This window comes from Kocuria flava (assembly GCF_001482365.1).
Classification (GTDB): Bacteria; Actinomycetota; Actinomycetes; order Actinomycetales; family Micrococcaceae; genus Kocuria; species Kocuria flava.
This window is the reverse complement of record NZ_CP013254.1, coordinates 1,240,812-1,266,106: the sequence shown is the minus strand read 5'-3', so window position 1 is coordinate 1,266,106 and position 25,295 is coordinate 1,240,812. Positions and strand designations below refer to the sequence as shown.

Sequence of the window (25,295 nt, the reverse complement as noted above, 5' to 3'; positions counted from 1 at the left end):
CCATGACCGAGACCCCGCTCACACCCCTGCCCGAGGACTGGCACCGCGCCCTGGTCGTCGTCGCCCACCCCGACGACATGGAGTTCGGCGCCGCCGCGGCCGTGGCCCGCTGGACCGGCCAGGGCAAGGAGGTCGTCTACTGCCTCGTGACCAGCGGGGAGGCCGGGATCGACGGGATCGACCCGCAGCGGGCCGGCCCCCTGCGGGAGGCGGAGCAGCGGGAGTCCTGCCGGGTCGTGGGCGTGGAGCAGGTCGAGTTCCTGCACCTGCCCGACGGCGTGCTCGAGTACGGCGTGGCCCTGCGCCGGCGGATCGCGGAGGTCGTGCGCCGGCACCGCCCGGACGTGGTGATCACCAACAACTTCCGCGACACCTGGGACGGGGCCGTGAACCTCAACCAGGCCGACCACATCGCCGCGGGCCGGGCGAGCCTCGACGCGGCGCGCGACGCCGGCAACCGGTGGGTCTTCCCGGAGCAGGTCGAGGCCGGCCTCGCCCCGTGGCCCGACGTGCGCGCCGTGTGGGCCGCCGCCTCGCCCGGGGCCCGGCACGCGGTGGACGTCACCGCGACCTTCGAGGCGGGCGTGGAGTCGCTGCGCGCCCACCGCGCCTACCTCGAGGGGCTGGGCTGGGCGGACTTCGACCCGGACGCGTTCCTGCGCGAAGGGGCCCGTGCGGCCGGCGCGCGCGCCGGGGTGGAGCTCGCCTCGACCTTCGAGGTGTTCCCCCTGCGCTGGGGCGGCGGCGACGGCTGAGCCGGCTCAGCGCCCGGGCGCCGGGTCGCGCAGCACGAGGGCCACGAGCACGGCGGCGACGACGACGAGGCCTGCGACCGCGCCGACCGCGGCGGCCCACCCGGCCCCGGTGTAGGCGAGGCCCACGGCCCAGCCGAGCACGGAGGAGCCCGCGTAGTAGAAGAGCGTGTACAGCGAGGAGGCCTGCGCCCGCCCGGTGCTCGCCCGCACGGCCACCCACCCGGAGGCGACCGCGTGGGCGGCGAAGAACCCCGCGGTGAACACGAGCAGCCCCGCCACGACCACCGGGAGCCAGGGCGCCAGCGTGCCCGCCAGGCCCGCGAGCATGAGCGCCCCGCTGCCCAGCAGCACCGTGCGGCGCCCGCGCGCGGCGGCCGCCCGCCCGGCCGCCCCGGAGGACCACGTTCCGGAGAGGTAGGCCAGGAACAGCAGGCTCACCAGGGTCTGCGAGACGCCGAAGGGCTCCTCGCCGAGGTGGAAGCCCAGGTAGTTGTAGATCGCCACGAACCCGCCCATGAGCAGGAACGCGAGCACGCAGAGCACGACCAGCCCCGGGTCGGCCAGGTTCGCCCGCACCCGCCCGGCCAGCCCGTCCGCGCCGGTCAGGCGCACGGAGCGGCGCACGAAGCCGCGCTGGCGCGGGGCCAGGAGCACGAACGCGACCGCGGCCGCCGCGGCGAGCACGCTCACCGTGAGCGTGCCGGCCCGCCAGCCGAGGGCGTCGCCCACGGGGGCGGCGACGATGCGCCCGGCCAGCCCGCCGATGGTGGTGCCCGCCACGTAGGTGCCCGCGGCGACCGCGGTGTGCCGGCCGGCGACCTCCTCCGCGAGATAGGCCATGGCCACCGCCGGGATCCCGCCGAGGGCCGCGCCCTCGGCGAAGCGCAGCACCACGAGGGCCTCGAACCCGGGGGCCAGCGGCATGACGAGCCCCAGGGCGGTCGCGGCGGCCACCGCCACGACCATGGTCCGCAGCCGCCCCCACCGGTCCGAGACCACGGACCACGGCAGCACGGCCGCGGCCAGCCCGAGCGTCGCCGCGGAGACCCCCAGGGAGGCCTGGGCGGCGTCCACGCCGAGCTCCGCGGCCAGCAGGGGCAGCACGCCCTGGACGGAGTAGAGCTGGGCGAAGGTCGCGACCCCCGCGCACAGCAGGGCCAGCAGGACGCGACGGTAGCCGGGGCTGCCCCGGTCGTAGCCGGGCCACGCCCCGGGCGGGACGGCCTCAGCCACGGGCGCCCTCCCGGGGACCCGCCCGCAGGCCCGCGACCGCCCACAGGGCCAGGAGCAGGAGCAGGGCGAGGTAGGGCAGGGCCGCGACGACGTCGATCGCCGGCCCCGGCACCCCGGCCGGGGCCAGCCAGGCCTCCCAGCGGATGGGCCCGACGTAGAGCCCGGCCACGGCCACGGCGGCCAGGGCGAGCGCGGCCCCGCGGGCGGCCCGCCCCAGCCCCGGGCGCAGCAGCCGCGGCCACGCCTCGACCCACACGGCGGTCAGCACCACGGGCCACCACACGTGGTGGTGCGACCACGTCACCGGGGACATGTAGAGCATCACGAGGGCGTTCACGGCCAGCACCGACAGCGTCATCCCGCGGGCGGCCAGCACCCGGATCAGCAGCGCCGCCCCGGCGACCAGGACCAGGACCAGAGGCCAGCGCAGCAGCGGCTCGACCCCGCCGGGCACGCCCAGGTGCAGGAGCACCCCCTGCAGCGCCGTGTTGTCGACGTAGTCGGTCCCGCCCACCCGGTCGTCGCTGACCACGGCCTGCGTCCAGAACACGACCGCGTCGCGCGGCAGGACGAGGAAGCCGATCAGCACCGTCGCGGCGAAGGCGGAGCCCATGGCCACGAGGGGGCGCAGCTGCCCCCGCACCAGGAACACGAGGCCGAAGGCCAGGGGGGTCAGCTTGATGCCGGCGGCCAGCCCGATCCAGGTCCCGCGCGGCACCCGGCCCAGGAGGCTGTCGTCGCGGGTGCGCAGCAGGTCGTAGGCGATCAGCGCCAGCAGCAGCGCGTTGATCTGCCCGAGCCCGGCGTTGCGCATCCACGGCCCGGACCACAGCAGCACCGCCGTGCCCGCCGCGACGGCCGTGGCCGGGCCCAGCAGCTCCTGCAGCGGCAGGGGCCGGCCCCGGGCGGCGGCGTAGCGCAGCAGCGACGCCGAGAGCACGACGGCGACCCCGGTGCTCGCGAGCACGAGGGCGAGCTCGGTGAGCGGCTCGGGCAGGTAGGCCAGCGGCACGAAGAGCAGGGCCGCGAAGGGCGGGTAGGTGAACGGCAGCCCGCCGTCGCTTCCCGGGTCCAGGCCCGGCCCGTAGAGCTCGTCGGCGAAGCCGTGGCGGTCCACGACCGCCATCCCGCCCAGCCGGTAGACGTCCAGGTCGATGCTGCCGTCGAGGGCCAGCCACACGGTGCGCACGAGGGCCCCCGCCAGCAGGACCCAGGCCAGCAGCGCCGGGGCGAGCGGGCGAGCGGCGGGGACCTCCCGGGCGGCGGAGGGGGCCGGGACGCTCACGGGATCTCGGGCGGGGTGTCGGTGCGGTCCACGGCTCTCTCCGGGTCGGCGGGGCGGGTGGGTCGCGCGCACGGCGGGACTGCGGGCAGGGCCGGCCGGACCGGTCCCACTCTAGGCCAGCGCCCGCGCCGCCGCGGCCCGCCACGGCTGGCACCATGGGTCCATGGACCCCACCGCGCAGCAGACCCAGGACCCCGCCCGGCGCGCCGTCGAGCTGACCCGCACGGGCACCGGCCGCTACACCGCCCGCAACGCGGCGGGCGCCGAGATCGCCTTCGGGAAGGGCGAGGACCTGCTCTCCCCCGTGGAGCTGCTCCTGGCCGCCCTGGCCGGGTGCTCCTCCGTGGGCGTGGACACCGCGACCTCCCGCAGCGCGCAGCCCACCCGGTTCCGCGTCGCGGCGACCGGGCACGAGGTGGTGGAGGAGGGCGCGCGGCGTCTGGACGGGCTGCACCTGTCCTTCGACCTCGCCTTCCCCGACGACGACGGCGGGCGCAAGGCCGCCGGTCTCGTCGAGCGGCTGATCGCCCTCGCCCACGACAAGCACTGCACCGTCTCCCGCACGGTCGAGCACGGCGCGCCCGTGGGCCACGACGTCGCCGTCGCCCTGGAGGACCCCGCGGGCCGGGAGCCGTGAGCGGACGGGGGTCTCAGCCCCGGCGCCACCGGTCGTCGGGCAGGTGCGAGCCGGCCTGCGGCCCCATCTGCTCCATCCCGCCGTCGACCACCCAGGACGCCCCGGTGACGTAGGAGGCCGCCGGGGAGGCGAGGAACGCGATCACCGCGGCGACCTCCCGGGCGTCGCCCGGCCGGCCCAGCGGCACCCCGGGGCGGGAGGTGCGGCGGGGGTTCTCGTCCTCCTGGCCGGTCATGGGCGTCGCGATCTCGCCGGGGGCCACCGCGTTGGCCGTGATCCCGTGCTCGCCCAGCTCCAGGGCGATGGTCTTCACGAGACCGCCGAGGCCGTGCTTGGCGGCGTCGTAGGCGCTCGAGCCCACCCGGGGCAGGTGCTCGTGGACGCTCGTGACCGCGATCAGCCGCCCGCCCCGCCCGGCGGCGACCATGTGCCGGGCGGCGGCCTGCAGGCACACGAACGCGCCGTCGAGGTCGGTGGCCACCACCTTGCGCCACGTGGCCAGGGAGGTCTCGAGGAAGGGCACGTTCGCCCCGGTCCCCGAGTTGTTCACGAACACGTCGAGCCCGCCGAGCTGCTCGGCGAGGAAGTCGACCACCGCCGCCGCCCCCTCGAGGTCGGTGGCGTCCAGCCGGGCGAGCACCGCCTTCCGGTCCCAGGAGCGCACCTCCTCGGCGGTGCGCTCGGCGCCGGCCTCGTCCTGGTGCCAGGTGATGCCGACGTCCAGGCCGGCCGCTGCCAGGGCCACGGCGGTCGCGCGGCCGATGCCCGAGTCCGAGCCGGTGACGACGGCGGTGCGCGGGGTGAAGCCGGAGGTGGAGTCCATGGTGGTGCCCTCTCTGTCGCTCGCGTGCGGTGCGCGGCCGGGCCACCGGGGCGGCCCGGGACCATCAGCCTACGGTCGGTCCGGGCGGGGCGGCCAGGGCCGGTGCGCGGACGGTCCCGGGGGCGCACCGTTGCGCGGCGGGGACGATCGGAGGACCATCGTGAGCACCAGCGGGTGCGGACCCCCGGCGAGGAGGACGTCATGGCACGGCAGCAGGAACCCGGACCCACGGCCCCTGAGGGGCCCTGGTCGGAGCGCGGAGCGGAGCGGACGGCCCCCGCCGAGCCGCGGGCGGGGGCCACCACCCCGAGGGCCCGGCGCCACGACCTCGTGGCGGCCGAGCGGCAGCAGTTCGGCGGCATGAAGCTCGGCGCCGCGTTCTTCGGGTGGCTGGCCGCGACCGGGATGGCGGTGCTGCTCTCCGCCGCGACCGCCGCCGCCGGCGCCGCGGCCGGGGCGGACCTCGAGACCCTCACGGGCGCCGGCGGCGTGGTCGCGGCCGTGGTCCTGTTCCTCGCCTACGTCTGCGGCGGCTACGTCGCCGGGCGCATGGCCCGCTTCGACGGCGCCAAGCAGGGCGTGGCCGTGTGGCTGTGGGCGGTGCTGGCGCTGATCGTGGTCGCGGTCCTCGCCCTGGCCACGGGCGACCGCCTCGAGCTGCCCGGCGGCGTGGGCCTGCCGCGCCCGTCCGCGGACGCCGGCACGGGTGCGGCCGTGCTCGCCCTGGTGGTCGGCGGGCTGGTGAGCCTGGCCGGCGCGGTCCTCGGCGGGCTGGCCGGGATGCGCTTCCACCGCCGCGTGGACCGGGTCGCGGCCGAGCGGCAGTCCCCCGCCGCCGGCTGAGCCGCCGCCCCGCCGGGGCGGCGGCTCAGAAGGTCAGGACGAGCCGGCCGCGCACGCCGCCGCCCTCGAGCAGGCGGTGGGCCTCGGCGGCCTCCTCGGCGGGCAGGGTCCCTGCCACGCGCAGGCTCAGCACGCCGTCCTCGACGAGGCGGCGCAGCCGGTCGAGCTTGTCCCCGGAGCGGTACTCCCGCGGGACGGCGATCCGGTGCACGGTGATGCCGCGGCCCGGGTCGCCGTCCCACGAGCGCACGGTCGCGAAGCCGCCGCCGTCGCGCACCGCCGGGGCGGCCTTCTCGTCGAGCACAGCGGCGTCGACCAGCGCGTCCACGCCGTCCGGGAAGAACTCCCGGATGCGGGCGGCGACGTCGTCCCCGCGGGCGACGACGTGGTCGGCGCCGAGGCTCTCCACGAGCTCGAGGTCCTTGTCGGCGGCGTCGGCGACCACGGTCAGCCCCTCGTGCTTGGCGAGCTCCACGACGTAGTTGCCCAGCGTGCCGGCGGCACCGGTGACGGCCAGCACCTGCCCGGGCTCGAGGTCGAGGACCTCGAGGACCTGCAGCGCCGTGAGCCCGTTCATGGGCAGGGTCGAGGCGGCGGCGAGGTCGGCGCCCTCGGGCACGCGGGCGACCGAGTCGTCCGGGGCGATCAGGTACTCCGCATAGGCACCGCCGTGCTCGCCGCGGGGCAGGGCGATCGCCATGACCGACTCCCCGGGGCGCCAGCGGCTGCCCTCCCCGACCTCGTCGACCACTCCGGCGGCGTCCATGCCCGGCACGAACGGCGGGGTGCGCCCGTCCATGGGCTGGCCCCCGGCGCGCAGCACGGTGTCGGTGGGGCTCACGGCGGCGGCGCGCACCCGGATCCGCACCTCCCCCGGGCCGGGGTGGGGCTCCGGGACCTCGTGCACGGCGAGGGCCTCGGGCCCTCCGAACTGCTCGACTCCGATGATCCTCATGTCCTGGGCAACCGGGCGCGGCGGGCCCGCATTCCGGGTCCGCCGCGCCCGCGGCGGGTCACTTCTCGGAGACCGCGGCGGCCAGGCGCTCGAGGGACTGCTCGAGGGCACGGTCCTCGAACAGCGGGAAGGACACGGCCTTCTTCGCCTCGGGGGTGGCGTGCTCCCACGAGTAGGTCTCGGTCACGAGGGTCTGCCCGGGGCCCTGCGGCTCCAGCTCCCAGATCCACTCCCAGCCCTCGAGCTCGGCGCCCTGGGGCTTGGGCCGCCACGCGAGCAGCTTGTTCTCGTCGTAGCCGGAGACGGTGTTCTCCATGACGTAGTCCCCGCCCATGTGCTCGCCGTTCATGTTCATCACGAAGACCTGGCCCACCTGCTGGATGCGCTGGTCGTCGCCGGAGACCACGGTGCCGGACCCGTCGATCTGCTGGTGGCGGGAGGGCAGGGTGAGGACCTCGAAGATGGCGTCGGCGGGGGCGTCGATGACGCGGCTGGCGGAGATGCTGTGCTCGGACACGGTGGTTTCCTTCCGTTCGGGTCGGTACCGGGCCACCGTAGGCAGAGCCCGGCCGGCCGTGGCCAGGGCTGTCCGCTGCCGGCGTAGCCGCCGGCTCAGTAGGGCCGCTGGGACGGGTCGACCTGCTCGATCCACGCCAGGACCCCGCCCTCGAGGTGGACGGCGTCCCGGTGCCCGGCCGCCCGCAGCAGCCGCAGCGCCCGCGCGGAGCGGGACCCGGCCTTGCAGTGCAGCACCGTGGGGCGGGCGGGGTCCAGCTCGGCGAGGGCCTCCCCCGACTCGAACCGGGCGAGCGGCACGCTCCGGGCCCCGGGGACGGCCGCGAGCCGGGCCTCGTAGGGCTCCCGCACGTCGACCACGTCGACGTCCGCCTCCCCCCGCTCGCGGGCGGCCAGCAGCGCCGCCAGCTGCGGGGCCGTCACCGTGGGCAGCGGCTCCTCCGCGCCGGGGCCGGGCAGCGCGCACGCGGGGGCGCCGTCGTCGTCGCGCAGCTCCGTCACGGGGGCCCGCCCGGGGGTGGGTGCGAGCGGGATCTCCCACCAGCGGGCGGAGAGGGCGTCGTAGGTGGCCACGCGGCCGAGCATCGTGTCCCCGATGCCGGTGACGAGCTTGACGGCCTCCACGGCCATCGCCGTGCCGAGCAGCCCCGGCAGCACGCCGAGCACCCCCGCCTCGGCGCAGTCCGGCACGCTCCCCGGGGCGGGCGGCACCGGGTAGAGGTCGCGGTAGGTCGGCCCGTGCGCGCCCCAGAACACCGAGTACTGCCCGTCGAAGCGCAGGATCGAGCCCCACACGTGCGGCAGCCCGGCCAGCTCGCACGCGTCCGAGACGAGGTAGCGGGTCGCGAAGTTGTCGCTGCCGTCCACGACCAGGTCGTAGCCGGCGAGGATCCGCGGGGCGTTGTGCGCGTCCAGGCGCTCGCGGTGCTCGACCGTGCGCACCAGCGGGTTGAGGTCGGCGACCCGGGCCGCCGCCGAGGACGTCTTGGGCGCACCGAGGGCGCCCAGGCCGTGGACGACCTGGCGCTGGAGGTTGGAGACGTCCACGACGTCGTCGTCGACGACCCCCAGGGTCCCCACGCCGGCGGCGGCGAGGTAGAGCAGGGCCGGGGAGCCCAGCCCCCCGGCGCCCACGCACAGCACGCGGGCGTTCTTCAGCCGCCGCTGGCCCTCCTCCCCGATCTCCGGGACGGTGAGGTGGCGGGCGTAGCGGCGCAGCTCCTCCTCGGTGAGCTCCGCGGCGGGGGCGACGAGCGGGGGCAGCTCCACGGTCCTCAGCCGTCCAGCCCGACCCACTCGGTGGAGCCGTCCGCGAACAGCTGCTCCTTCCAGATGGGCACCTCGGTCTTGATCCGGTCCACGAGGGCGTCGCACGCGGCGAACGCGAGCTTGCGGTGGGCGGAGGCCACGGCCGCCTCGAGCGCGGAGTCGCCGATGCCCAGCCGCCCCACCCGGTGCGCGGCCCAGATCCGCACCCCCGGGTGGTCGGCGGCGACCGCGCGGGCGACGGCCGCGATGGCCTCGCCGGCGCTGGGGTGGCACGTGTAGTCGAGGCGCTGCACGGCGCGCCCGCCGTCGTGGTCGCGGATCACCCCGCTGAAGGACACGACCGCGCCGGTGCGCTCGTCCTGCACGGCGGCGACGGCCCGGCCGTGGTCCAGCGGTGCGTCGGTGACGAAGGCCGCGACCACGGCGGTCTCGGCCTGGACGGGTCCGGGGGTGCTCATCGGTCGGTCTCCTGCGTCGGGTCGGGGTGCGGGGCGCCGGGGCCCGGGTGGCCGCGGTCGCGGTGGCCCTCGAGCTGGTCGCAGACGTGGTCGAGCAGCGGTTCGAGCACCTTCAGCCCGTCCCACACCCCGCCGGTGGAGCCGGGGAGGTTGACCACGAAGGTGGAGCCGCTGACCCCGGCGTGCCCGCGGCTGAGCGCGGCCAGGGGCGTGGTCCGGCGGCCCTCCGCCCACAGGGCCGCCATGATGCCGGGCAGCTCGCGGTCCAGCAGGGGGCGGGTGACCTCGGGGGTCAGGTCGTCGGGCGCGAGCCCCGTGCCCCCGCTCGTGACGACGACACTGGGGCGCCGGTCCGGGTCCCGCTCGAGCAGCAGCTCCTCCAGCCGGGCGCGCACGTCGGCGCCGTCGGCCACGACGAACGGGCCCTCGACCGCGAAGCCGTGGGAGCGGAACCAGTCGGCGGCGATCCGCCCGCTGCGGTCCTCGTAGACGCCGGCGGCGGCCCGGGTCGAGGCGACCACGACGGCGGCGGTGCGCACCGTCACCGCCCCTCCCCGGCGTCCTCGGCGCGCCAGTCCCCGGACTTGCCGCCGGACTTCGCGAGGACCCGCACGCCGTCGATCGAGGCGTGCCTGTCCACGGCCTTGATCATGTCATAGAGCGTCAGCGCCGCCACGGACGCCGCGGTCAGCGCCTCCATCTCGACCCCGGTGACCCCGCGGGTGCGCACGGTCGCGGTGATCCGCACCCCCTCGGCCAGCCGCTCGAAGTCGACCACGACCTTGCTGATCGGCAGCGGGTGGCACAGCGGCACCAGGTCGGGGGTCCGCTTGGCCGCCATGATCCCGGCCACGCGGGCCACCGGCAGCGCGTCCCCCTTCGGCAGGTCGGCGGCGAAGACCTGCCCGACGACGTCGGGGCGGGTGCTCAGCACCGCCGTGGCCGTGGCCTCGCGGGTGGTGACGGCCTTGGCGGAGACGTCCACCATGTGGGCGGAGCCGTCCGCCCGCACGTGCGTGAGGCCCTCCTGGTGCTCGGTCATGCTCGTGCGCTCTCCTTCCGCGGGGTGCTCGTCCCCATTCTGGCCCACCCGGATCGCCGCGCGCTCCCGCGGCGGTGCGCCACGCCGTCCCGCGCGGCGGATGACGCCGTCCCGGCCCACGCCCTGTCCCGCGCTCGCGGGCGGTGCTAGCTTGGCGGAACACCCTCCCGTCGGCGTCGACGGGATCCGGAAGGAGACGCGATGCTGTCGGACACCTCGTACCCCGTCGTCAAGGCGACCCTGCCGGTCGTCGGTGAGAACATCCAGGAGATCGCCCGCCGCTTCTACGGACACATGTTCGGGGAGCACCCCGAGCTGCTGGACGGGCTGTTCAACCGCGGCAACCAGGCCGACGGGCGCCAGCAGCAGGCCCTGGCCGGCTCCGTGGCCGCCTACGCGAGCCATCTGGTGAACAACCCCACCCAGGTCCCGGACCACCTGCTCTCCCGCATCGCCCACAAGCACGTGTCCCTGGGGCTGCGGCCGGACCAGTACCAGATCGTCCACGACAACCTCATGTGGGCCATCGGCGACGTCCTGGGCGAGGCGGTGACCCCCGAGGTCGCCGCGGCCTGGGACGAGGTGTACTGGCTGATGGCCAACGCCCTGATCACCAAGGAGCGCGGGCTCTACGACGCCGTGCGGCTGAGCCCGGAGACGATCTGGCGGACGTGGCGGGTCGTGGAGAAGATCCCCGAGACCGCCGACGTCGTGACGTTCGTGGTCGAGCGCACCGACGAGCGGGAGGTCAAGCGCTCCCTGCCGGGCCAGTACGTGACCCTGCGCATGCGCATGCCCGACGGCGTGCACCAGCCGCGCCAGTACAGCCTCACCCGCGCCGACGACGGCCACCACCGGGTCTTCGCCGTGAAGCGGATCCGCGGCAACGGCACCCCGGCCGGGGAGATGTCCACCCTGCTGCACGAGCAGGTCGGGATCGGCGACGAGCTGACCCTCTCGGTGCCCAGCGGGGACGTGGTGCTGGAGTACTCGGACCGGCCCCTCGTGCTGGCCAGCGCCGGCATCGGGGTGACCCCCATGGCCGGGATGCTCTCCCACCTGGTGCGCGACGGCGCCCAGCGCACGGTGCGGTTCCTGCACGCCGACTCCGCGCCCGAGGACTTCCCGCTGCGCGCCCAGATCGAGGCGGACCTGGCCCGCCTGCCCGAGGCCCGGCTCGAGTCCTGGTTCGAGCGGCCCGCGGCCGTGCCCGGCCCCGGCGAGCACGCCGGGTTCATGGACGTGGGCGCCGTGGAGCTGCCCGCCGACGCCCAGTACTACCTGTGCGGGCCGCTGCCCTTCATGCAGGCCGTGCGCAGCTCCCTGATCGCCCGCGGCGTCCCGCCCCGGGACATCCAGTACGAGGTCTTCGGCCCCGACCTGTGGCTGGCCGACTTCGAGTAGTGCAGCGCGCGGCCCGGCCCCCGGGCGCGCCCGGAGAGGAGCGACGATGAGCGACGAGACGACGCCGACCGGCGGGACCGCGGGCGCGGTGGAGCAGCTGGCGGAGAACACGTGCTGGGAGCTGCTGCGCTCGGCCGGGGTGTCCCGGCTGGCGGTGTGGGTCGAGGACCACCCGGACATCTTCCCGGTCAACCACGCCGTGGACCACGGCACGGTCGTGTTCCGGACGGCGGAGGGCACCAAGCTCTCGGCGGCCCTGGCCGACGTGCCGGTCGCGCTCGAGGCCGACGGCTACGACGCCGGGACCGGGCTCGCGTGGAGCGTGGTCGTCAAGGGCCGGGCGGGCCGGATCGGGCGCGCCGAGGAGCTCGAGGCCACCGCGGACCTGCCGCTGCTGCCGTGGCAGGCCGGGCCCAAGGGCGTGTTCGTGCGGATCGTGCCCGGGCTCGTGACGGGCCGGCGCTTCCCCGTGGCCGACCCCTCGGTGTGGCGCACGGCGCTCAGCGACGCGCACCGCGCCGCCCCGGAGTGAGCGCGCCCCGCCGTCGTCGTCCCCGCCCGCCCTCTCCCCTCCTCCCGTCCCCTGCCTCGCCCTCGTCGCGAGGTCCCGTGCACGACGCGAGGTCCCACGCCGCAGCGGTGAGCGGCGTGGGACCTCGCGCTCCCGGTGGGAGCTCGTGGGGGGCGGTCAGGGCACGGTGCGCTCGTCCGTGCGGCCGCCGTTGCGCACCGTGAGGGCCAGCAGGAACGAGACGACCGCGAAACCGGCCAGCAGGCTCAGGCCCACGAAGTAGGAGTTGTGCTCGGCGTCGTAGGTCGCCCCCATGACCAGGGGCGGGAAGTACCCGCCGAGACCGCCGGCGGCGGCGATGATCCCCCCGATCGTCCCGACGTCCTTGGCGGGGGCGGCCCGCCCGACCCAGCCGAAGACCCCGCCGGTGCCCAGCCCCAGGAACAGGGCCATCAGCAGGAAGACCGGGCCGTAGACCCGCTCCTGGCCCGGCTGGAGGGCCACGACCACGGCGAGCACCGCCGTGCCCGCGAGCGAGGAGAGGGTCACCAGCTTCGGCCCCACCCGGTCCGCGAGGATCCCGCCCACGGGCCGGGCCACCACGGCCGCGAGCGCGAAGCCCGCGGTGCGGCTGCCGGCGGCGGTGGCGTCCCACGCGTAGACGTTGTTGAGGTAGGTCGGCAGGTAGTTGGAGAAGGCCACGAACGCGCCGAAGACCACCCCGTAGAGGAAGCACAGCTGCCAGGTGACCTTCAGGGTGAACGCGTGCCGGATCTTCGGCAGCACCGGCTCCGGGGTCTTGGCCGCGTGCACGGGCGAGTCCCGCAGCGCCAGCCAGCAGACCACCGCCGTGACGGCCACGACCGCCGCGATCACCACGTGGGCGCCGAGGGCGCCCACGGCCCCGACCAGGCGCGGGGTGAAGAACGCCGAGACCGCCGTGCCGACCATCCCCGCCCCGAACACGCCCGTGGCGAAGCCCTTGCGGTGGGCCTCGTACCACGCGGAGCAGAAGGGCACGCCGACGGCGAAGACCGTGCCGGCGATGCCCAGGAAGAAGGCGACGGCGACGAGCAGGGGGAAACTGCCCATCCGCCCGACCAGACCGGTCAGCAGCACGAGCGGGGCCGTGGTGCCGAGGACCACGGTGAACATCACCCGCCCGCCGTAGCGGTCGGTGAGCGCACCGACCGGCACGCGGGCGATCGAGCCGACGAAGATCGGCATGGCCACCAGCACGGCGGTCTGCGTGGCGTCGAGCTGCATCTGCTCGGCGTAGCGCTTGCCCAGCGGGCCGACGATCGTCCAGGCCCAGAAGCCGACGGCGGAGGCGATCGTGGCCAGCAGGAGGTTGCGCAGCTGCCCGGAGGCGAGGTCCGGGCCCGGGGTGGTCGGGGCGGGGGCGGAGGACATGGCGCTCCTCGGGGTCGGCGGGGCCCGGGCGGCAGGACCCGGGCGGTCGGGGCTCGGGAGGGGTGAGCTCAGCGGCGGCCCGCGCTGCGGGACCCGCGCCGCTCGGGGGCCCGGGTGGTCCCGCGGGCGCGGTCCCGGGTGCCCACCGGCTCCCAGCCGCGCCGCACCGGGGCGAGGTGGGCGGAGGAGCCGGCGTCGCGGCTGCGGTAGACGATGTAGGGCCGGAAGAGGTAGTGCACCGGGGCCGTGAAGGCGTGGACGAGCCGGGTGAAGGGCCACACGGCGAACAGCCCCAGCGCCCACAGCACGTGCAGCTTGAAGGAGGGGCCGGCCCCGGCCATGGCCGCGACGTCCGGCTGGAGAATCCAGATGGAGCGGAACCACGGGGAGACCGTCTGGCGGTAGTCCGGCACGGAGTGGTCGAACACGGAGATCGCGGTGGTGGCCAGGCCCGTGAGCAGGGCGGCCACGAGCATGACGTACATGAACTTGTCGTTCTTCGTGGTCGCCATGAACACGGGCCCGGTCGTGCGCCGGCGCCAGATCAGCAGGACGATCCCCAGCAGGGTCCCGACCCCGGCGACCGTGCCGATGCTCAGGGCCAGGAAGTGGTACATGCCCTCGGTCACGCCCACCGCCGCCGTCCAGGACGCCGGGATGAGCAGGCCCATGATGTGCCCGGCGAGCACGGCGAGGATCCCGAAGTGGAACAGCGGCGAGGCGATGCGCAGGATGCGGGACTCGTAGAGCTGGGAGGAGCGGGTGGTCCAGCCGAACTGGTCGTACCTGTAGCGCCAGATCGACCCGCCGACGACCACGGCCAGCACCACGTAGGGCAGCACGCCCCACAGCAGGACGTCCCCCACTCCGGTCTCGACGGCCTCGGGGGCGGGGGCGAGCGGGATCATCCCTGGTTCCTCTCGGTCAGCGGCAGCAGCCGGGGATCGTACGGGTCGAGGCCCACGGACTCGGTGGGCGGGCCGTAGCCGGCCATGCGCATCACGGCCTCGCGGTCCTCGGGCGAGACCCCGGGCAGGGTCGAGCACACGAGGGCGACGGCGCGGTGGTGGGGCAGACCGTCGTCGCGCAGCGACAGCCGCAGCAGCTCGAGGGAGGGCCGGTAGCGCTGCAGCAGCTCCCAGCCGTCCCCGGGCGAGACGGTGGCGGTGAACTCGAGCACCAGGGGCAGGTAGTCGGGCAGCTCGGCGGCGTCGAGCTCGGCGCCGTGGACGCGGTAGACCTGCTTGAACGCGGCGAGCGCCTCGCCGCGGCGGCGGGTGTCCCCGTCGGTCCAGTAGGTCAGGTGCAGGCTGTGGCGCCGGGAGAGGTCGAACTCCTGGACGTAGTCCGCCTGGACCTGCTCGAGCGGGCGGGCGGTGAACCAGTCGAGCAGCTCGGCGACCCCGTCGGCCGCGCCGACCTCGGCCAGCGCCGCGCGCAGCACGGGCAGCCGCTCGAGGAGCTGCCCGTCCGGGTAGCCGAGCAGGACGGCGGCGGCCTGGCGCAGCACGGCGCTGCGGCGGGGGTCGGGGTCGTGGTGGGCGCCCGGGTCGAGGGTGCCCTTCCCGGCCCGGCCCAGCAGCTTCTCGAGCAGGCTCATGCCTGTCCCCCGTCCTTGGGCGGGAACAGGCCCGTGGGCCGGCCGCGGCCGTCCCAGTTGAGCAGGTTCACCCGCCCGGCGAGGGCCTCGTTGCCCGTGGGGTCCTCGCCGCGCTGACGGGCCTGGAGGGCGGCGAAGTTCTCGGCGGCCACGGGCATGGGCCGGCCGGAGGCCTCCCCGAACACACCGGTCTGGCCCATCCCGGGCCCGCCGTCGACGTCGAGGGAGCAGCCGATCTCCTCGAGGTTGTGGGCCTCCTCGAGGTGGGCGGAGGGGATGACGTAGCGCTCGTCGTACTTGGCGATCGCCATCAGCCGGTACATCTTCCGGATCCCGGCCCCGGTCATGCCCACGGCGGTGGCGATCGCCTCGTCGGGCTCGTCGCCGAGGGCGATGTCGCGCATGTAGGAGCGCATCGCGGCGAGCTTGCGCAGCACGTCCGTGACGACCTGCGTGTCCCCCGCGGTGAACAGCTCGGCGAGGTACTCCACCGGGATGCGCAGGGACTCGATGGCGCCGAAGAGGTTGCCCGCGTCCTCGCCGTCGTGGCCCTGGTCCTTGAGCAGGTCCACGACCGGGGACAGCGGCGGGACGTACCAGACCATGGGCATCGTGCGGTACTCGGGGTGCAGGGGCAGGGCGACCCGCAGCTCCTTGGCCAGGGTGTGGACCGGGGAGCGGCGGGCGGCGTCGAGCCAGTCCTCGGGGATGCCCTCGGCCCGGGCCGCGGCGATCACCTCCGGGTCGTGCGGGTCGAGCATCAGGTCCAGCTGCGCCTCGTAGAGGTCGCGCTCGTCCGGGGTCGCGGCGGCCTCGGTGACGCGGTCGGCGTCGTAGAGCAGGATCCCGATGTAGCGCAGCCGGCCCACGCACGTCTCCGCGCACACGGTGGGGATGCCCACCTCGATGCGGGGGTAGCAGAAGGTGCACTTCTCGGCCTTGCCGGACTTGTGGTTGTAGTACATCTTCTTGTACGGGCAGCCGGTGACGCACTGGCGCCAGCCGCGGCACCGGTCCTGGTCCACGAGCACGATCCCGTCCTCGGCCCGCTTGTAGATCGCCCCGGAGGGGCAGGAGGCCATGCAGGAGGGGTTGAGGCAGTGCTCGCAGATGCGCGGGAGGTAGAACGCGAAGGTCTGCTCGAACTCGAACCGGATCCGCTCCTCGGACTCCCGCCGGACCTTCTCGACCACCGGGTCGAGGTGACCCATCTCGGGGGCGCCGCCGAGGTTGTCGTCCCAGTTGGCCGACCAGGTGATCTTCATGTCGTCGCCGGTGATCAGGGACTTGGGCCGGGCCACGGGGAAGTCCTCGCCCGCGGGGGCGTTGATGAGGTTCTCGTAGTCGTAGGTCCACGGCTCGTAGTAGTCGTTGAGCTCGGGCTGGACGGGACTGGCGAACAATCCTGCCAGCTTCGCCCACCGCCCACCGGACTTCAGCTTGAGGTTGCCGCGGCGGTTGAGCTCCCAGCCGCCCTTCCACTTCTCCTGGTCCTCGTACCGGCGGGGATAGCCCTGCCCGGGACGGGTCTCCACGTTGTTGAACCACACGTACTCGGTGCCGGCGCGGTTGGTCCACGCCTGTTTGCACGTCACCGAACAGGTGTGGCACCCGATGCACTTGTCGAGCGCCATCACCATGGCGACCTGGGCCATGACTCGCATCAGTACTGGACCTCCTGGGAGCGCTTGCGGACCACGGAGACGATGTCGCGCTGGTTGCCGGTGGGCCCGAGGTAGTTGAAGGCCCAGGACAGCTGCGCGTAGCCGCCGACCATGTGGGTGGGTTTGACGAGGATGCGGGTCACGGAGTTGTGGATTCCGCCGCGGCGGCCGGTGGCCTCGGACTTGGGGACGTCGACCACCCGCTCCTGGGCGTGGTGGACGTAGACGACGCCGGCCGGCATGCGGTGGGAGACGATCGCCCGGCCGATGTAGACGCCGTTGGTGTTCACGCACTCGACCCAGTCGTTGTCGGAGACCTCGATGAGCCCCGCGTCCTGGGGGCTCATCCACACGGTCGTGCCGCCGCGGGCCAGGGAGAGCATGAACAGGTTGTCCTGGTACTCGGAGTGGATCGACCACTTGTTGTGCGGGGTCAGGTAGCGCACCGCGATCGAGAGGTCACCGCGCTCCCCGAGCTTGGGCTCCCCGAAGAGCCGGTGCATGTCCAGGGGCGGTCGGTAGATCGGCAGCGCCTCTCCCATGTCCTGGATCCAGTCGTGGTCGAGGAAGAAGTGCATCCGCCCCGTGAGGGTGTGGAAGGGCTTGAGCCGTTCGATGTTGATGGTGAACGGCGCGTAGCGGCGCCCGCCGGTCTCGGAGCCGGACCACTCCGGGGAGGTGATCACCGGCACCGGGGCGGCCTGGGTGTCGGCGAAGGTGATCCGCTTCTCCTCGGAGCCGCGGGCCAGGTCGGCGAGCGCCACGCCGGTGCGCTTCTCGAGGGTCTCGAAGCCCTGCACGGCGAGCTCCCCGTTGGTCGTGCCGGAGAACAGCAGGATGGCCTCGGCCATGCGGGCGTCGGTGTCCACCGCGGGGCGGCCGGCGGCGGCCCCGCGGTCGAAGACCCCGTGCAGGCGGGCGAGCTGGTCCACCTGGTGGGAGACGTCGTAGGTGATGTGCTTGGTGGTGAAGCCGAGCTGCTCGGCCAGGGGCCCCACCGCGGCGAACTTCTCCCCGATCGCCGTGTAGTCGCGCTCGACCACCGCGAGGCTGGGCAGGTTCTTCCCGGGCACGGCCGGCAGGTCGGTGCCCTTCCAGTCCGGGGCGTGCCCGCCCGGCTGGGCGATCTCCCCCGGGGTGTCGTGGGTGAGGGCCGTGGCCACGAGGTCCTTGCGCACCCCCAGGTGGGTGCGGGCCTGGCGGGAGAACTCCTCGGCGAGCAGCCGGAACAGGTCGTAGTCGGTCTTCGCCTCCCACGGCGGGGGGATCGCCGGGGTGAAGGCGTGCACGTAGGGGTGCATGTCGGTGGAGGACAGGTCGTGCTTCTCGTACCAGGTCGCGGCGGGGAGCACGACGTCGGAGAGCAGCGTGGAGCTGGTCATCCGGAAGTCGGCCGAGACCAGCAGGTCGAGCTTGCCCTCGGGCGCCTGCTCGTGCCAGGCGACGTCCCGGGGCCGGGCCTGCCCGTGGTCCTGGCCCATGACGTTGTGGTGGGTGCCCAGCAGGTGCTTGAGGAAGTACTCCTCGCCCTTGGCCGAGGACCCGAGCAGGTTCGAGCGCCACAGGATCAGCGTGCGCGGCCAGTTCTGCGGGGCGTCGACGTCCTCGACGGCGAAGCGCAGCCGCTCCTGCTTGAGCTGCTGCGCGACCCAGGCGGCCTCGTCGGGGGCCTCGCCGCGGGCGACCCCCTCGGCGGCGGCGTCCGCGACGTCGAGGGAGTTGCGGTCGAACTGCGGGTAGAACGGCATCCACCCCATGCGGGTGGACTTCGCGATCACGTCGGCGGTGTGCATGCCCTTGAGGTGGCCCTGCGCCAGCGGGGACTGTACCGCGTCCGAGGAGTAGCCGTCGGAGCGGAACTGGTCGGTGTGCATGTACCAGAACGCGGTGCCGATCATGAACCGCGGGGGCCGGGTCCAGTCGGTGGCCGCGGCCATCGCCGCCCACCCGGTGATCGGCCGGGCCTTCTCCTGGCCCACGTAGTGCGCCCAGCCGCCGCCGTTGCGGCCCTGGCACCCGCACAGCATCAGCATCGCGAGGATCGCCCGGTAGGTGACGTCCCCGTGGTACCACTGGCAGATGCCGGCACCGAGGATGATCATCGACCGGCCCTGCGACTTCTCCGCGTTGGCGGCGAACTCCCGGGCGATGCGGGCCACGGCCTGGGCCGGGACCGAGGTGATCTCCTCCTGCCACGCCGGCGTGTAGGGGGCGGTGACGTCGTCGTACCCGGTGGCCCAGGTCCCCGGCAGGCCCGCCCGGCCCACCCCGTACTGGGCGAGCATCAGGTCGAAGACCGTGGTGACGGTCCGGCCCGCGACCCGGGCCACCGGCACGCCGCGGCGCAGCACCGAGCCCTCGCCCGTGGCGTCGGTGAAGGCGGGCAGGTCCACGGGGCTCGCCTCTCCTGCGTAGGAGGAGGCGTCGGCGAGGGACAGCGCCGGGCGCACGCCCTGCAGGTCGAGGTTCCACTGCCCCTCGTCCTGGGCGTTGTAGCGGAAGCCCATCGACCCGTTGGGCACCACGGCGGTGCCGGCGTCGCGGTCGAGGAGCACGGTCTTGAACGCGGCGTCGGCGGGCGGCTCCGTCCCGTCCGCGGAGGCCAGGTCCTGGGCGGTGAGGAACTTCCCCGGCACCACGGTCCCGTCGGCGCGCTCGTCGAGGGTGACGAGGAACGGCAGGTCGGTGTACTGGACGACGTAGTCCTCGAAGAACGGCACGCGGCGGTCCAGGAAGTTCTCCTTGAGGATCACGTGGCCCATCGCCATCGCCAGGGCCGCGTCCGTGCCGGCCTGGGCGGGCAGCCACTCATCGGCGAACTTCGTGTTGTCCGCGTAGTCGGGGCTGACCGAGACGACCTTGGTGCCGCGGTAGCGCGCCTCGACCATCCAGTGCGCGTCCGGGGTGCGGGTGACGGGGATGTTGGAGCCCCACATCATCAGGTAGGTCGCGTCCCACCAGTCGCCGGACTCGGGGACGTCCGTCTGGTCGCCGAAGACCTGGGGGCTGGCCACGGGCAGGTCCGCGTACCAGTCGTAGAAGCTGTTCATCACCCCGCCGACGAGGTTGATGAACCGGGCCCCGGCGGCGTGGGAGACCATCGACATCGCCGGGATCGGGGAGAAGCCGGTGACGCGGTCCGGCCCGTAGGCCTTGACCGTGTGCACGTGGGCGGCGGCGGTGAGCTCGAGGGCCTCCTGCCAGCTCGAGCGCACGAGCCCGCCCTTGCCCCGGGCCCGCTGGAACGCCCGCCGCTTGGCGGGGTCCGAGACGATCGACTCCCAGGCGAGCACGGGGTCCCCGCCGGTCTCCTGCTTGGCCGCCCGGTACATCTCCAGCAGCACGCCGCGCACGTAGGGGTAGCGCACCCGCGTGGGCGAGTAGGTGTACCAGGAGAACGCGGCCCCGCGGGGGCAGCCGCGGGGCTCGTACTCGGGCCGGTCCGGGCCCACGGAGGGGTAGTCGGTCTCCTGGGCCTCCCAGGTGATGATCCCGTCCTTGACGTAGACCTTCCACGAGCACGAGCCCGTGCAGTTCACGCCGTGGGTGGAGCGCACCACCTTGTCGTGGCTCCAGCGGTTGCGGTAGAAGGCGTCGCCGGCCCGCCCGCCCTCCCGGAACACGGCCCGCCGGTCGGGGCTCTCCTCCCAGCGGGTGAAGAACTTCCCGAGCCTGAGCAGCGCGTCCGAGGCGGGGCCGTCGATGCGCGGGGGAACGGAGTCGGTTGCCATGGCGCCAACGTAGACCCGTTCCCCGGGCCCGTCAGGGGGGTCCCCGCACATTACGCGGCGGCGGGGGCGTGTCGCCCTGGGTCCGCCCGCAGAGCCCCCCGCGGGTCTAGGCTGGGGAAGTTGGGCCGGCCCTCCCCCGCTCCCGCCGCGGCGGGGCCGCCCGGGGAAGGAGCAGCCCGTGGGCGAGCACGAGCCCGGCGACGAGTTCGGCCCGGAGGAGGGCGTCCCCGCTCCCGGACCGGTGCCCGCCGACTGGAACCCGCGCGGTCCACGGGTGCGCCGCGACCCGGTGGCCGCCTACGACGAACTGCGCGAGCGCTGCCCCGTGGCCCGCGGCGCGGGCGGGGCGTGGACGCTGTTCTCGCACGCCGAGGTCGTGGCGGCAGCCCTGGACCACGAGACGTTCGCCAACGCGGTCTCCCGGCACCTGCAGGTCCCCAACGGGCTCGACGGCCCCGCCCACACCGCCTTCCGCGCGGTGGTCGAGCGGTTCTTCACCCCGCAGCGCACGGCCGCGCTCGGGCCGGTGGTCCGGCGGACGGCGGAGGAGCTGGTCGCGGACCTGCCCGTCCCCGGGGCCGTGGACGCCGTGGCGCTGGGCGCCCGCTTCGCCGTGCGGGCCCAGCTCGCGTGGCTGGGCTGGGACCCCGGGCTCGAGGAGGAGCTGCTGCGGTGGACGGCCGAGCACCGCGCCGCCACCCGCTCCCGGCGCCCGGAGCGCACCGCGGCGGCCGCCCGCCGCTTCGACGCCCTGGTCCGCTCCCAGACCGCACCCCGCCGCGCCGCGGGCGCGCACGCGCCCGACGACGTGACCACCGAGCTGCTGCGCGAGCGGGTCGAGGGCCGGCCGCTGACCGAGGAGGAGGTCGTCTCGGTGCTGCGCAACTGGACGGGCGGGGACCTCGGGTCGATGGCGCTGTGCGCCGGGGTGGTCCTGGCCCACCTCGCCGACCACCCGCAGCGGCAGGAGCGGCTGCGCCGCGGGGTGCCCGACCGCGAGCTCGGGCAGGTGCTCGACGAGATCCTGCGCCTGGACGACCCGTTCGTGCAGAACCGGCGGGTGACCACGCGTCCCGTCACGGCCGGCGGCCGCGAGCTCGCCGCGGGCGAGCGGGTCTTCCTCAACTGGACCGCCGCCAACCGGGACCCCCGGGTCTTCGGGGAGCCCGGGGACTTCGACCCGGTGGGGCACGCCCCGTACAACCTCGTCTGGGGGATCGGCAAGCACGTGTGCCCCGGCCGCCCGCTGGCGACCCTCGAGCTGCGGGAGCTCACCCGCGCGGTGCTCGCGGCGACGACGGCGCTCGTGCCGGACCCGCGGCAGCCGCGGGAGCGGGAGGTCCCGCCGGGCGGCGGGTACGCGGCCGTCCCGCTGCTGCTGCGCTGAGGCTCCGGCCCCCGTGCGGCGTCCCGGCCCCGCGAGGTCCCACGGTGAGCGCGCGGCCCCACGCCGCAGCGGTGCGCGGCCTCGCGGCGCGCGCGGGACCTCGCGGGGACGGGGCGCCGGGGGCTACTGCGCCGCGTCCGGGCGCCCGGCGTCCTCGCGCGGGCGGCGGGGCGTGCCGGCGATCCGCAGCCCGGCCTCGAGGACCAGCAGCGCGAACGCGGCGTAGTAGACCCACACGGCCGGGTAGAGGGCGGGCACGACCCCGCCGAGGCCCACGAGGGTGAGCACGAACAGCACCGCGGCCGCGGCCAGCACGGCGAGGTGGACGGTGCCGAAGGCGCCGGGGATCCCGCGGCGGGCCAGGAGCACGGCGAGCCCGGCGAAGAAGATGGGGAACAGCAGCTGCCCGACCACGGTGATCGCGTTCTGGTGGTACTCCCAGCGGCCGAGCGCCTGGATCACGGCGGCGGCGGCGAGCAGCAGGGGCGCGGGCAGGGACTTCACGCGGACGGTCCTGTTCTGTGCGGGGGTCGGGGCCCTCCGGCGGGCAGCCGGGAGGCGGGCCCGGACAGTCTAGCCGCCCTCGGGCGGGTCCAGCACGAGCACCTCCACGGGGGTCCCCGCGGGCAGCTCGTCCGCCCCCGGGGGGAGCACGGCGAGCGCGTCGGCGCGGGCGGCGGCCGCGAGCAGGTGGGAGCCGGGCCCGCCGGCCATGCGCACGGCGCCGGCCTCGAGGACCGCGCGGCGGACCTGGGTGCGCCCGGGCAGCGGCCGCACCGGCTCCGCGAGGGGGGCGGTGCGGCGGGCCCGGGGCGCGGGGGAGCCCAGGACGGCGGTGAGCGCCGGGCGCAGGAACAGCTCGAAGGACACGAGGGTGCTCACCGGGTTGCCGGGCAGGCACACGACCGGCACGCCGTGGACGCGGGCCAGTCCCTGCGGCCCGCCGGGCTGGACCGCCACGTGGAGGAACTGCCCGGCCCCGCCCAGCACCTGGCGGACCACCTCGTAGGCGCCCTCGCTCACCCCGCCGGAGGTGACGACGAGATCGGGGCCGGTCCTGACGTCCGCGGCCAGCCGGGCGGCGAAGGCGGCCGGGTCGTCGGGCACGAGACCGGCGGCGAGCACCTCGACCCCGGCCTCCTCGAGCTGGGCACGCAGGATCGCGGCGTTGGCGTCGTAGACCTGCGCGGGCCCGCGGGGCGCACCGGGGGGCACGAGCTCGTCGCCGGTCGTGTACACGAGCGCCCGGGCCCGCCCGCACACCGGCAGCCGGTCCAGGCCCAGGGCCGCGGCCAACCCGATCCGGGCCGGGGTCAGGCGCCGCCCGGCGGGCAGGACGGTCGTCCCGGCGCGCACGTCCTCGCCCACGCGGCGCACGAAGCGCCCGGGGGGCTGGTCCGCGGGCAGCCGCACCGTCGCGCCGGCGGCGGGGAACCCGCGGGGCTCGGCCTCCTCGACGGGCACGACCGCGTCCGCGCCGGGCGGCAGCGGCGCACCGGTCATCACCGGGGCGGCCTCCCCGGGCCCCAGGGGCGGCGGCAGGTGCCCGGCGGGCACGGGGGCGACGACGGCGAGGGCGGCCCGGCCCCTCCCGCCGTTCCCCGCGGTGTCGGCGGCCCGGACCGCGAACCCGTCCATCTGCGCGTTGTCGAAGGGCTGCAGGTCCAGGGGGGCCACGAGGTCCTCCGCCAGGACGCGGCCCAGCGCCTCCCCCAGTGGAACGGTGCGGGCCGGCGGGTGCAGGTCGCGGAGGGCGGCGGTCACCGCCCGCAGGTGCTCGTCGACGGGACGGGCCGGGGGGTGGGCGTGCCTGCTCATCCTCCCAGCGTAGGCGGGCGAACCCGCCCCCGGGCCGGGGCGCGTGCCGGTCCGCCGGCGGGCCTGGCAGACTGCGGGCATGACGCCCCGTGACGTGCAGCCCACCGAGGACGGCCGGTGGCTCGTGGTCGACGGCCGCCGATGGCGCCGCGAGGACCCGCACCTGCCCGAGGAGGCCGCCGCCCGGCTGCGCTCGCACCTGGGCCGGGCCCGCGCCGCGGTGCGCACGGCCCGGCGCGAGGGCCCGGAGGAGCGCGTGCGGGCGGCCCGGGACCGGGTGGGCCTGGCGAAGACGGGGCTGGGCGAGCGCGGCACGCCGTGGTGGGAGCAGACCCCGGCCGAGCGGGAGGCGCGGTGGCGGCGGGCCCTCGCCCGGCTGGACGAGCTCGCCCCGCCGGCGGACCGGGGCGCGTGAGACCGGCGGGGCGCGGCCCGGCGCGGCAGTTCCCGGGGCGGGGGCCCCTGCTTAGACTGGGCGCAGACCCCGCGCCCGCCCGGGCGCCGGCCGAGGAGGTGGTGGCATGAGCGTTTCCCTGGGCATCCCGCGCGTCCGGCCCGCGGACCCGGTCCCGTCCGGGGCGCCGGCCGGGTCCGGGCTGCTCGACCGCCACGGCCGCCGCGCCACCGACCTGCGGCTGTCGGTGATCGACAAGTGCAACCTGCGCTGCACCTACTGCATGCCCGCCGGCGGGCTGCCCTGGCTGCCGGCCGCCACGCTGATGTCCCCGGCGGAGATCGCCCGGATCGTGGGCGTGGGCGTGGACCGGCTGGGCGTCACGGAGCTGCGCCTGACCGGCGGGGAGCCGCTGGTGCGCCGGGACCTGGAGGAGATCGTGGCCGCCGTGCGCGCCGCCCACCCCGACCTGCCGGTCTCGATGACCACCAACGCGATCGGGCTCACGGCCCGGGCCGAGGGGCTGGCCGCGGCCGGGCTGAGCCGCATCAACGTCTCCCTGGACAGCCTCGACGCGCAGACCTTCGCCCGGCTGGCCCGCCGCGACCGGCTCGCGGACGTGCTCGCCGGGGCCGAGGCCGCGGCCGCTGCCGGGCTGGCCCCGGTGAAGATCAACGCGGTGCTGATGCGCGGGATCAACGACCACGAGGCCCCCGACCTGCTGGCCTGGGCGCTGGAGCGCGGCTTCGCCCTGCGGTTCATCGAGCAGATGCCGCTGGACGCCGACCACGGCTGGACCCGCCAGAACCTGGTGACGGCCGCGGAGATCCGGGACCGGCTCGCGGCGCGGTTCCGGCTCGACCCCCACCCCGCGCCGCGGGCCGGGGCCCCGGCCGAGCTGTGGGACGTCCGCCCGCTGCGCGGTGCCGCGCCCGGACCGGCCGGGACCGTGGGGATCATCGCCTCGGTCACCGAGCCGTTCTGCGCCGACTGCAAGCGCACCCGCATCACGGCCGAGGGCCGGATCCGCTCCTGCCTGTTCTCCCACGAGGAGTCCGACCTGCTGGGCCTGCTGCGCGCCGGGGCCGACGACGAGCAGCTGGCCGAGCGCTGGCGGGCCGCGATGTGGGGCAAGCCGGCCGCCCACGGCATGGACCGTCCCGGGCTGGACTCCCCCGACTACGTCCAGCCCGACCGGACGATGAGCGCGATCGGAGGCTGAGCAGCCCTGTCCCAGGAGGAGACCGTGACCGAGACCCGCCCCGCTGCGGCCGTGCCCGCCACGACGACCGGCACGCTGCGCGTGCGCTTCTTCGCCGCCGCCCGCGCCGCCGCCGGCACCGACGAGGAGGTCCTGGCCCTGCCCGCCGCCCCCGCAGCGCGCGCCGAGGTGGAGCGGATGCTGGCGGACCGCCACCCGGACGGGCACCCGCCGCTGGCCGAGGTCCTGGCCCGCTCGAGCTTCCTGCTCGACGGCGTGGCCTGCCCCGACCCGCAGGCCCCGGTGCCGGCCGGGGCCGTGCTCGACGTCCTCCCGCCGTTCTCGGGCGGCTGAGG

Annotated in this window: 25 protein-coding genes; 9 read left to right on the top strand and 16 right to left on the bottom strand. The window is 75.6% G+C overall.

The features are described from left to right. Nucleotides 1-2: 2 nt before the first annotated feature. Complete coding sequence (locus AS188_RS05730) at nucleotides 3-755, top strand: PIG-L deacetylase family protein (protein ID WP_058858045.1); 753 nt, start codon at nucleotides 3-5, stop codon at nucleotides 753-755. A gap of 6 nt (nucleotides 756-761) precedes the next feature. On the opposite strand, the gene AS188_RS05725 is transcribed toward AS188_RS05730, so the two are convergent. Both AS188_RS05725 and AS188_RS05720 read right to left on the bottom strand, forming a co-directional pair. Continuing rightward, nucleotides 762-1,988, bottom strand: coding sequence for an MFS transporter (locus AS188_RS05725; protein ID WP_058858044.1), 1,227 nt, complete (start codon nucleotides 1,986-1,988; stop codon nucleotides 762-764). Then, nucleotides 1,981-3,273 (bottom strand): glycosyltransferase 87 family protein, encoded by a 1,293-nt coding sequence (locus AS188_RS05720; protein ID WP_058858043.1) that lies wholly within the window; start codon nucleotides 3,271-3,273, stop codon nucleotides 1,981-1,983. Before AS188_RS05720 ends, AS188_RS05725 begins: the two co-directional genes overlap by 8 nt. A gap of 163 nt (nucleotides 3,274-3,436) precedes the next feature. On the opposite strand from AS188_RS05720, the gene AS188_RS05715 reads away from it, so the two are divergent. Then, nucleotides 3,437-3,910, top strand: a complete 474-nt coding sequence (locus AS188_RS05715; protein WP_058858042.1) for an OsmC family protein — start codon at nucleotides 3,437-3,439, stop codon at nucleotides 3,908-3,910. A 13-nt stretch (nucleotides 3,911-3,923) separates the two neighbouring features. Here AS188_RS05715 and AS188_RS05710 read toward each other — a convergent pair whose 3' ends face one another. Beyond that, nucleotides 3,924-4,733 carry an SDR family oxidoreductase gene (locus AS188_RS05710; protein ID WP_083529278.1) on the bottom strand — a complete coding sequence of 270 codons (810 nt, stop codon included), beginning with the start codon at nucleotides 4,731-4,733 and terminating at the stop codon, nucleotides 3,924-3,926. Between the two features lie 201 nt (nucleotides 4,734-4,934). Here AS188_RS05710 and AS188_RS05705 point away from each other — a divergent pair, with 201 nt between their 5' ends. After that, nucleotides 4,935-5,576 (top strand): hypothetical protein, encoded by a 642-nt coding sequence (locus tag AS188_RS05705; protein ID WP_236945063.1) that lies wholly within the window; start codon nucleotides 4,935-4,937, stop codon nucleotides 5,574-5,576. A gap of 25 nt (nucleotides 5,577-5,601) precedes the next feature. Here the strand turns inward: AS188_RS05705 and AS188_RS05700 are convergent, their stop codons facing one another. From AS188_RS05700 to moaC, 6 genes are all read right to left on the bottom strand, one after another. Further along, nucleotides 5,602-6,531, bottom strand: a complete 930-nt coding sequence (locus AS188_RS05700) for an NADP-dependent oxidoreductase (protein ID WP_058858041.1) — start codon at nucleotides 6,529-6,531, stop codon at nucleotides 5,602-5,604. A 58-nt stretch (nucleotides 6,532-6,589) separates the two neighbouring features. Then, nucleotides 6,590-7,048 carry an SRPBCC family protein gene (locus AS188_RS05695; protein WP_058858040.1) on the bottom strand — a complete coding sequence of 153 codons (459 nt, stop codon included), beginning with the start codon at nucleotides 7,046-7,048 and terminating at the stop codon, nucleotides 6,590-6,592. Nucleotides 7,049-7,143: 95 nt separating this feature from the next. Beyond that, nucleotides 7,144-8,316 carry a molybdopterin-synthase adenylyltransferase MoeB gene (gene moeB, locus AS188_RS05690; protein ID WP_058858039.1) on the bottom strand — a complete coding sequence of 391 codons (1,173 nt, stop codon included), beginning with the start codon at nucleotides 8,314-8,316 and terminating at the stop codon, nucleotides 7,144-7,146. A gap of 5 nt (nucleotides 8,317-8,321) precedes the next feature. Next, complete coding sequence (locus AS188_RS05685; protein WP_058858038.1) at nucleotides 8,322-8,774, bottom strand: molybdenum cofactor biosynthesis protein MoaE; 453 nt, start codon at nucleotides 8,772-8,774, stop codon at nucleotides 8,322-8,324. Next, nucleotides 8,771-9,313 (bottom strand): MogA/MoaB family molybdenum cofactor biosynthesis protein, encoded by a 543-nt coding sequence (locus AS188_RS05680; protein ID WP_058859755.1) that lies wholly within the window; start codon nucleotides 9,311-9,313, stop codon nucleotides 8,771-8,773. The genes AS188_RS05685 and AS188_RS05680 overlap by 4 nt, the downstream gene beginning before the upstream one ends. Before the next feature lie 2 nt (nucleotides 9,314-9,315). Continuing rightward, complete coding sequence (gene moaC, locus AS188_RS05675; RefSeq protein WP_058858037.1) at nucleotides 9,316-9,816, bottom strand: cyclic pyranopterin monophosphate synthase MoaC; 501 nt, start codon at nucleotides 9,814-9,816, stop codon at nucleotides 9,316-9,318. Nucleotides 9,817-10,017: 201 nt separating this feature from the next. On the opposite strand from moaC, the gene AS188_RS05670 reads away from it, so the two are divergent. Together AS188_RS05670 and AS188_RS05665 are read left to right on the top strand one after the other, a co-directional pair. Then, complete coding sequence (locus AS188_RS05670; protein ID WP_058858036.1) at nucleotides 10,018-11,220, top strand: globin domain-containing protein; 1,203 nt, start codon at nucleotides 10,018-10,020, stop codon at nucleotides 11,218-11,220. Between the two features lie 46 nt (nucleotides 11,221-11,266). Next, on the top strand, nucleotides 11,267-11,752 hold the full coding sequence (locus tag AS188_RS05665) for a pyridoxamine 5'-phosphate oxidase family protein (protein ID WP_058858035.1): 486 nt from the start codon (nucleotides 11,267-11,269) through the stop codon (nucleotides 11,750-11,752). 156 nt (nucleotides 11,753-11,908) lie between these two features. Here AS188_RS05665 and AS188_RS05660 read toward each other — a convergent pair whose 3' ends face one another. The 5 genes from AS188_RS05660 to AS188_RS05640 all read right to left on the bottom strand — a co-directional run bounded on the left by AS188_RS05660 (nucleotide 11,909) and on the right by AS188_RS05640 (nucleotide 20,139). Further along, nucleotides 11,909-13,144 carry an MFS transporter gene (locus tag AS188_RS05660; RefSeq protein ID WP_058858034.1) on the bottom strand — a complete coding sequence of 412 codons (1,236 nt, stop codon included), beginning with the start codon at nucleotides 13,142-13,144 and terminating at the stop codon, nucleotides 11,909-11,911. Nucleotides 13,145-13,212: 68 nt separating this feature from the next. Next, nucleotides 13,213-14,052, bottom strand: coding sequence for a respiratory nitrate reductase subunit gamma (gene narI / locus AS188_RS05655; protein ID WP_058858033.1), 840 nt, complete (start codon nucleotides 14,050-14,052; stop codon nucleotides 13,213-13,215). Then, entirely contained in the window at nucleotides 14,049-14,744 is a 696-nt protein-coding gene (gene narJ, locus AS188_RS05650) for a nitrate reductase molybdenum cofactor assembly chaperone (protein ID WP_058858032.1), read from the bottom strand. Before narJ ends, narI begins: the two co-directional genes overlap by 4 nt. Further along, entirely contained in the window at nucleotides 14,741-16,408 is a 1,668-nt protein-coding gene (gene narH, locus AS188_RS05645) for a nitrate reductase subunit beta (protein WP_058858031.1), read from the bottom strand. Before narH ends, narJ begins: the two co-directional genes overlap by 4 nt. Next, on the bottom strand, nucleotides 16,408-20,139 hold the full coding sequence (locus AS188_RS05640; RefSeq protein WP_058858030.1) for a nitrate reductase subunit alpha: 3,732 nt from the start codon (nucleotides 20,137-20,139) through the stop codon (nucleotides 16,408-16,410). Before AS188_RS05640 ends, narH begins: the two co-directional genes overlap by 1 nt. A 178-nt stretch (nucleotides 20,140-20,317) precedes the next feature. On the opposite strand from AS188_RS05640, the gene AS188_RS05635 reads away from it, so the two are divergent. Next, a complete protein-coding gene (locus AS188_RS05635; protein ID WP_058858029.1) occupies nucleotides 20,318-21,526 on the top strand; it encodes a cytochrome P450 in 1,209 nt (402 codons plus the stop codon). 123 nt (nucleotides 21,527-21,649) lie between these two features. Here AS188_RS05635 and AS188_RS05630 read toward each other — a convergent pair whose 3' ends face one another. Continuing rightward, entirely contained in the window at nucleotides 21,650-22,030 is a 381-nt protein-coding gene (locus tag AS188_RS05630; RefSeq protein WP_058858028.1) for a hypothetical protein, read from the bottom strand. Nucleotides 22,031-22,099: 69 nt separating this feature from the next. Then, a complete protein-coding gene (locus tag AS188_RS05625; protein ID WP_058858027.1) occupies nucleotides 22,100-23,344 on the bottom strand; it encodes a molybdopterin molybdotransferase MoeA in 1,245 nt (414 codons plus the stop codon). A 79-nt stretch (nucleotides 23,345-23,423) separates the two neighbouring features. Between AS188_RS05625 and AS188_RS05620 the strand changes: the two genes are divergently transcribed. The 3 genes from AS188_RS05620 to AS188_RS05610 all read left to right on the top strand — a co-directional run bounded on the left by AS188_RS05620 (nucleotide 23,424) and on the right by AS188_RS05610 (nucleotide 25,293). Beyond that, entirely contained in the window at nucleotides 23,424-23,759 is a 336-nt protein-coding gene (locus AS188_RS05620) for a hypothetical protein (protein ID WP_058858026.1), read from the top strand. A 106-nt stretch (nucleotides 23,760-23,865) separates the two neighbouring features. Further along, on the top strand, nucleotides 23,866-24,960 hold the full coding sequence (gene moaA, locus AS188_RS05615; protein ID WP_058858025.1) for a GTP 3',8-cyclase MoaA: 1,095 nt from the start codon (nucleotides 23,866-23,868) through the stop codon (nucleotides 24,958-24,960). A gap of 75 nt (nucleotides 24,961-25,035) precedes the next feature. Further along, the gene (locus AS188_RS05610; RefSeq protein ID WP_112254885.1) at nucleotides 25,036-25,293 is read left to right on the top strand and encodes a MoaD/ThiS family protein; all 258 of its coding nucleotides are present in this window, start codon (nucleotides 25,036-25,038) and stop codon (nucleotides 25,291-25,293) included. Nucleotides 25,294-25,295 lie beyond the last annotated feature (2 nt).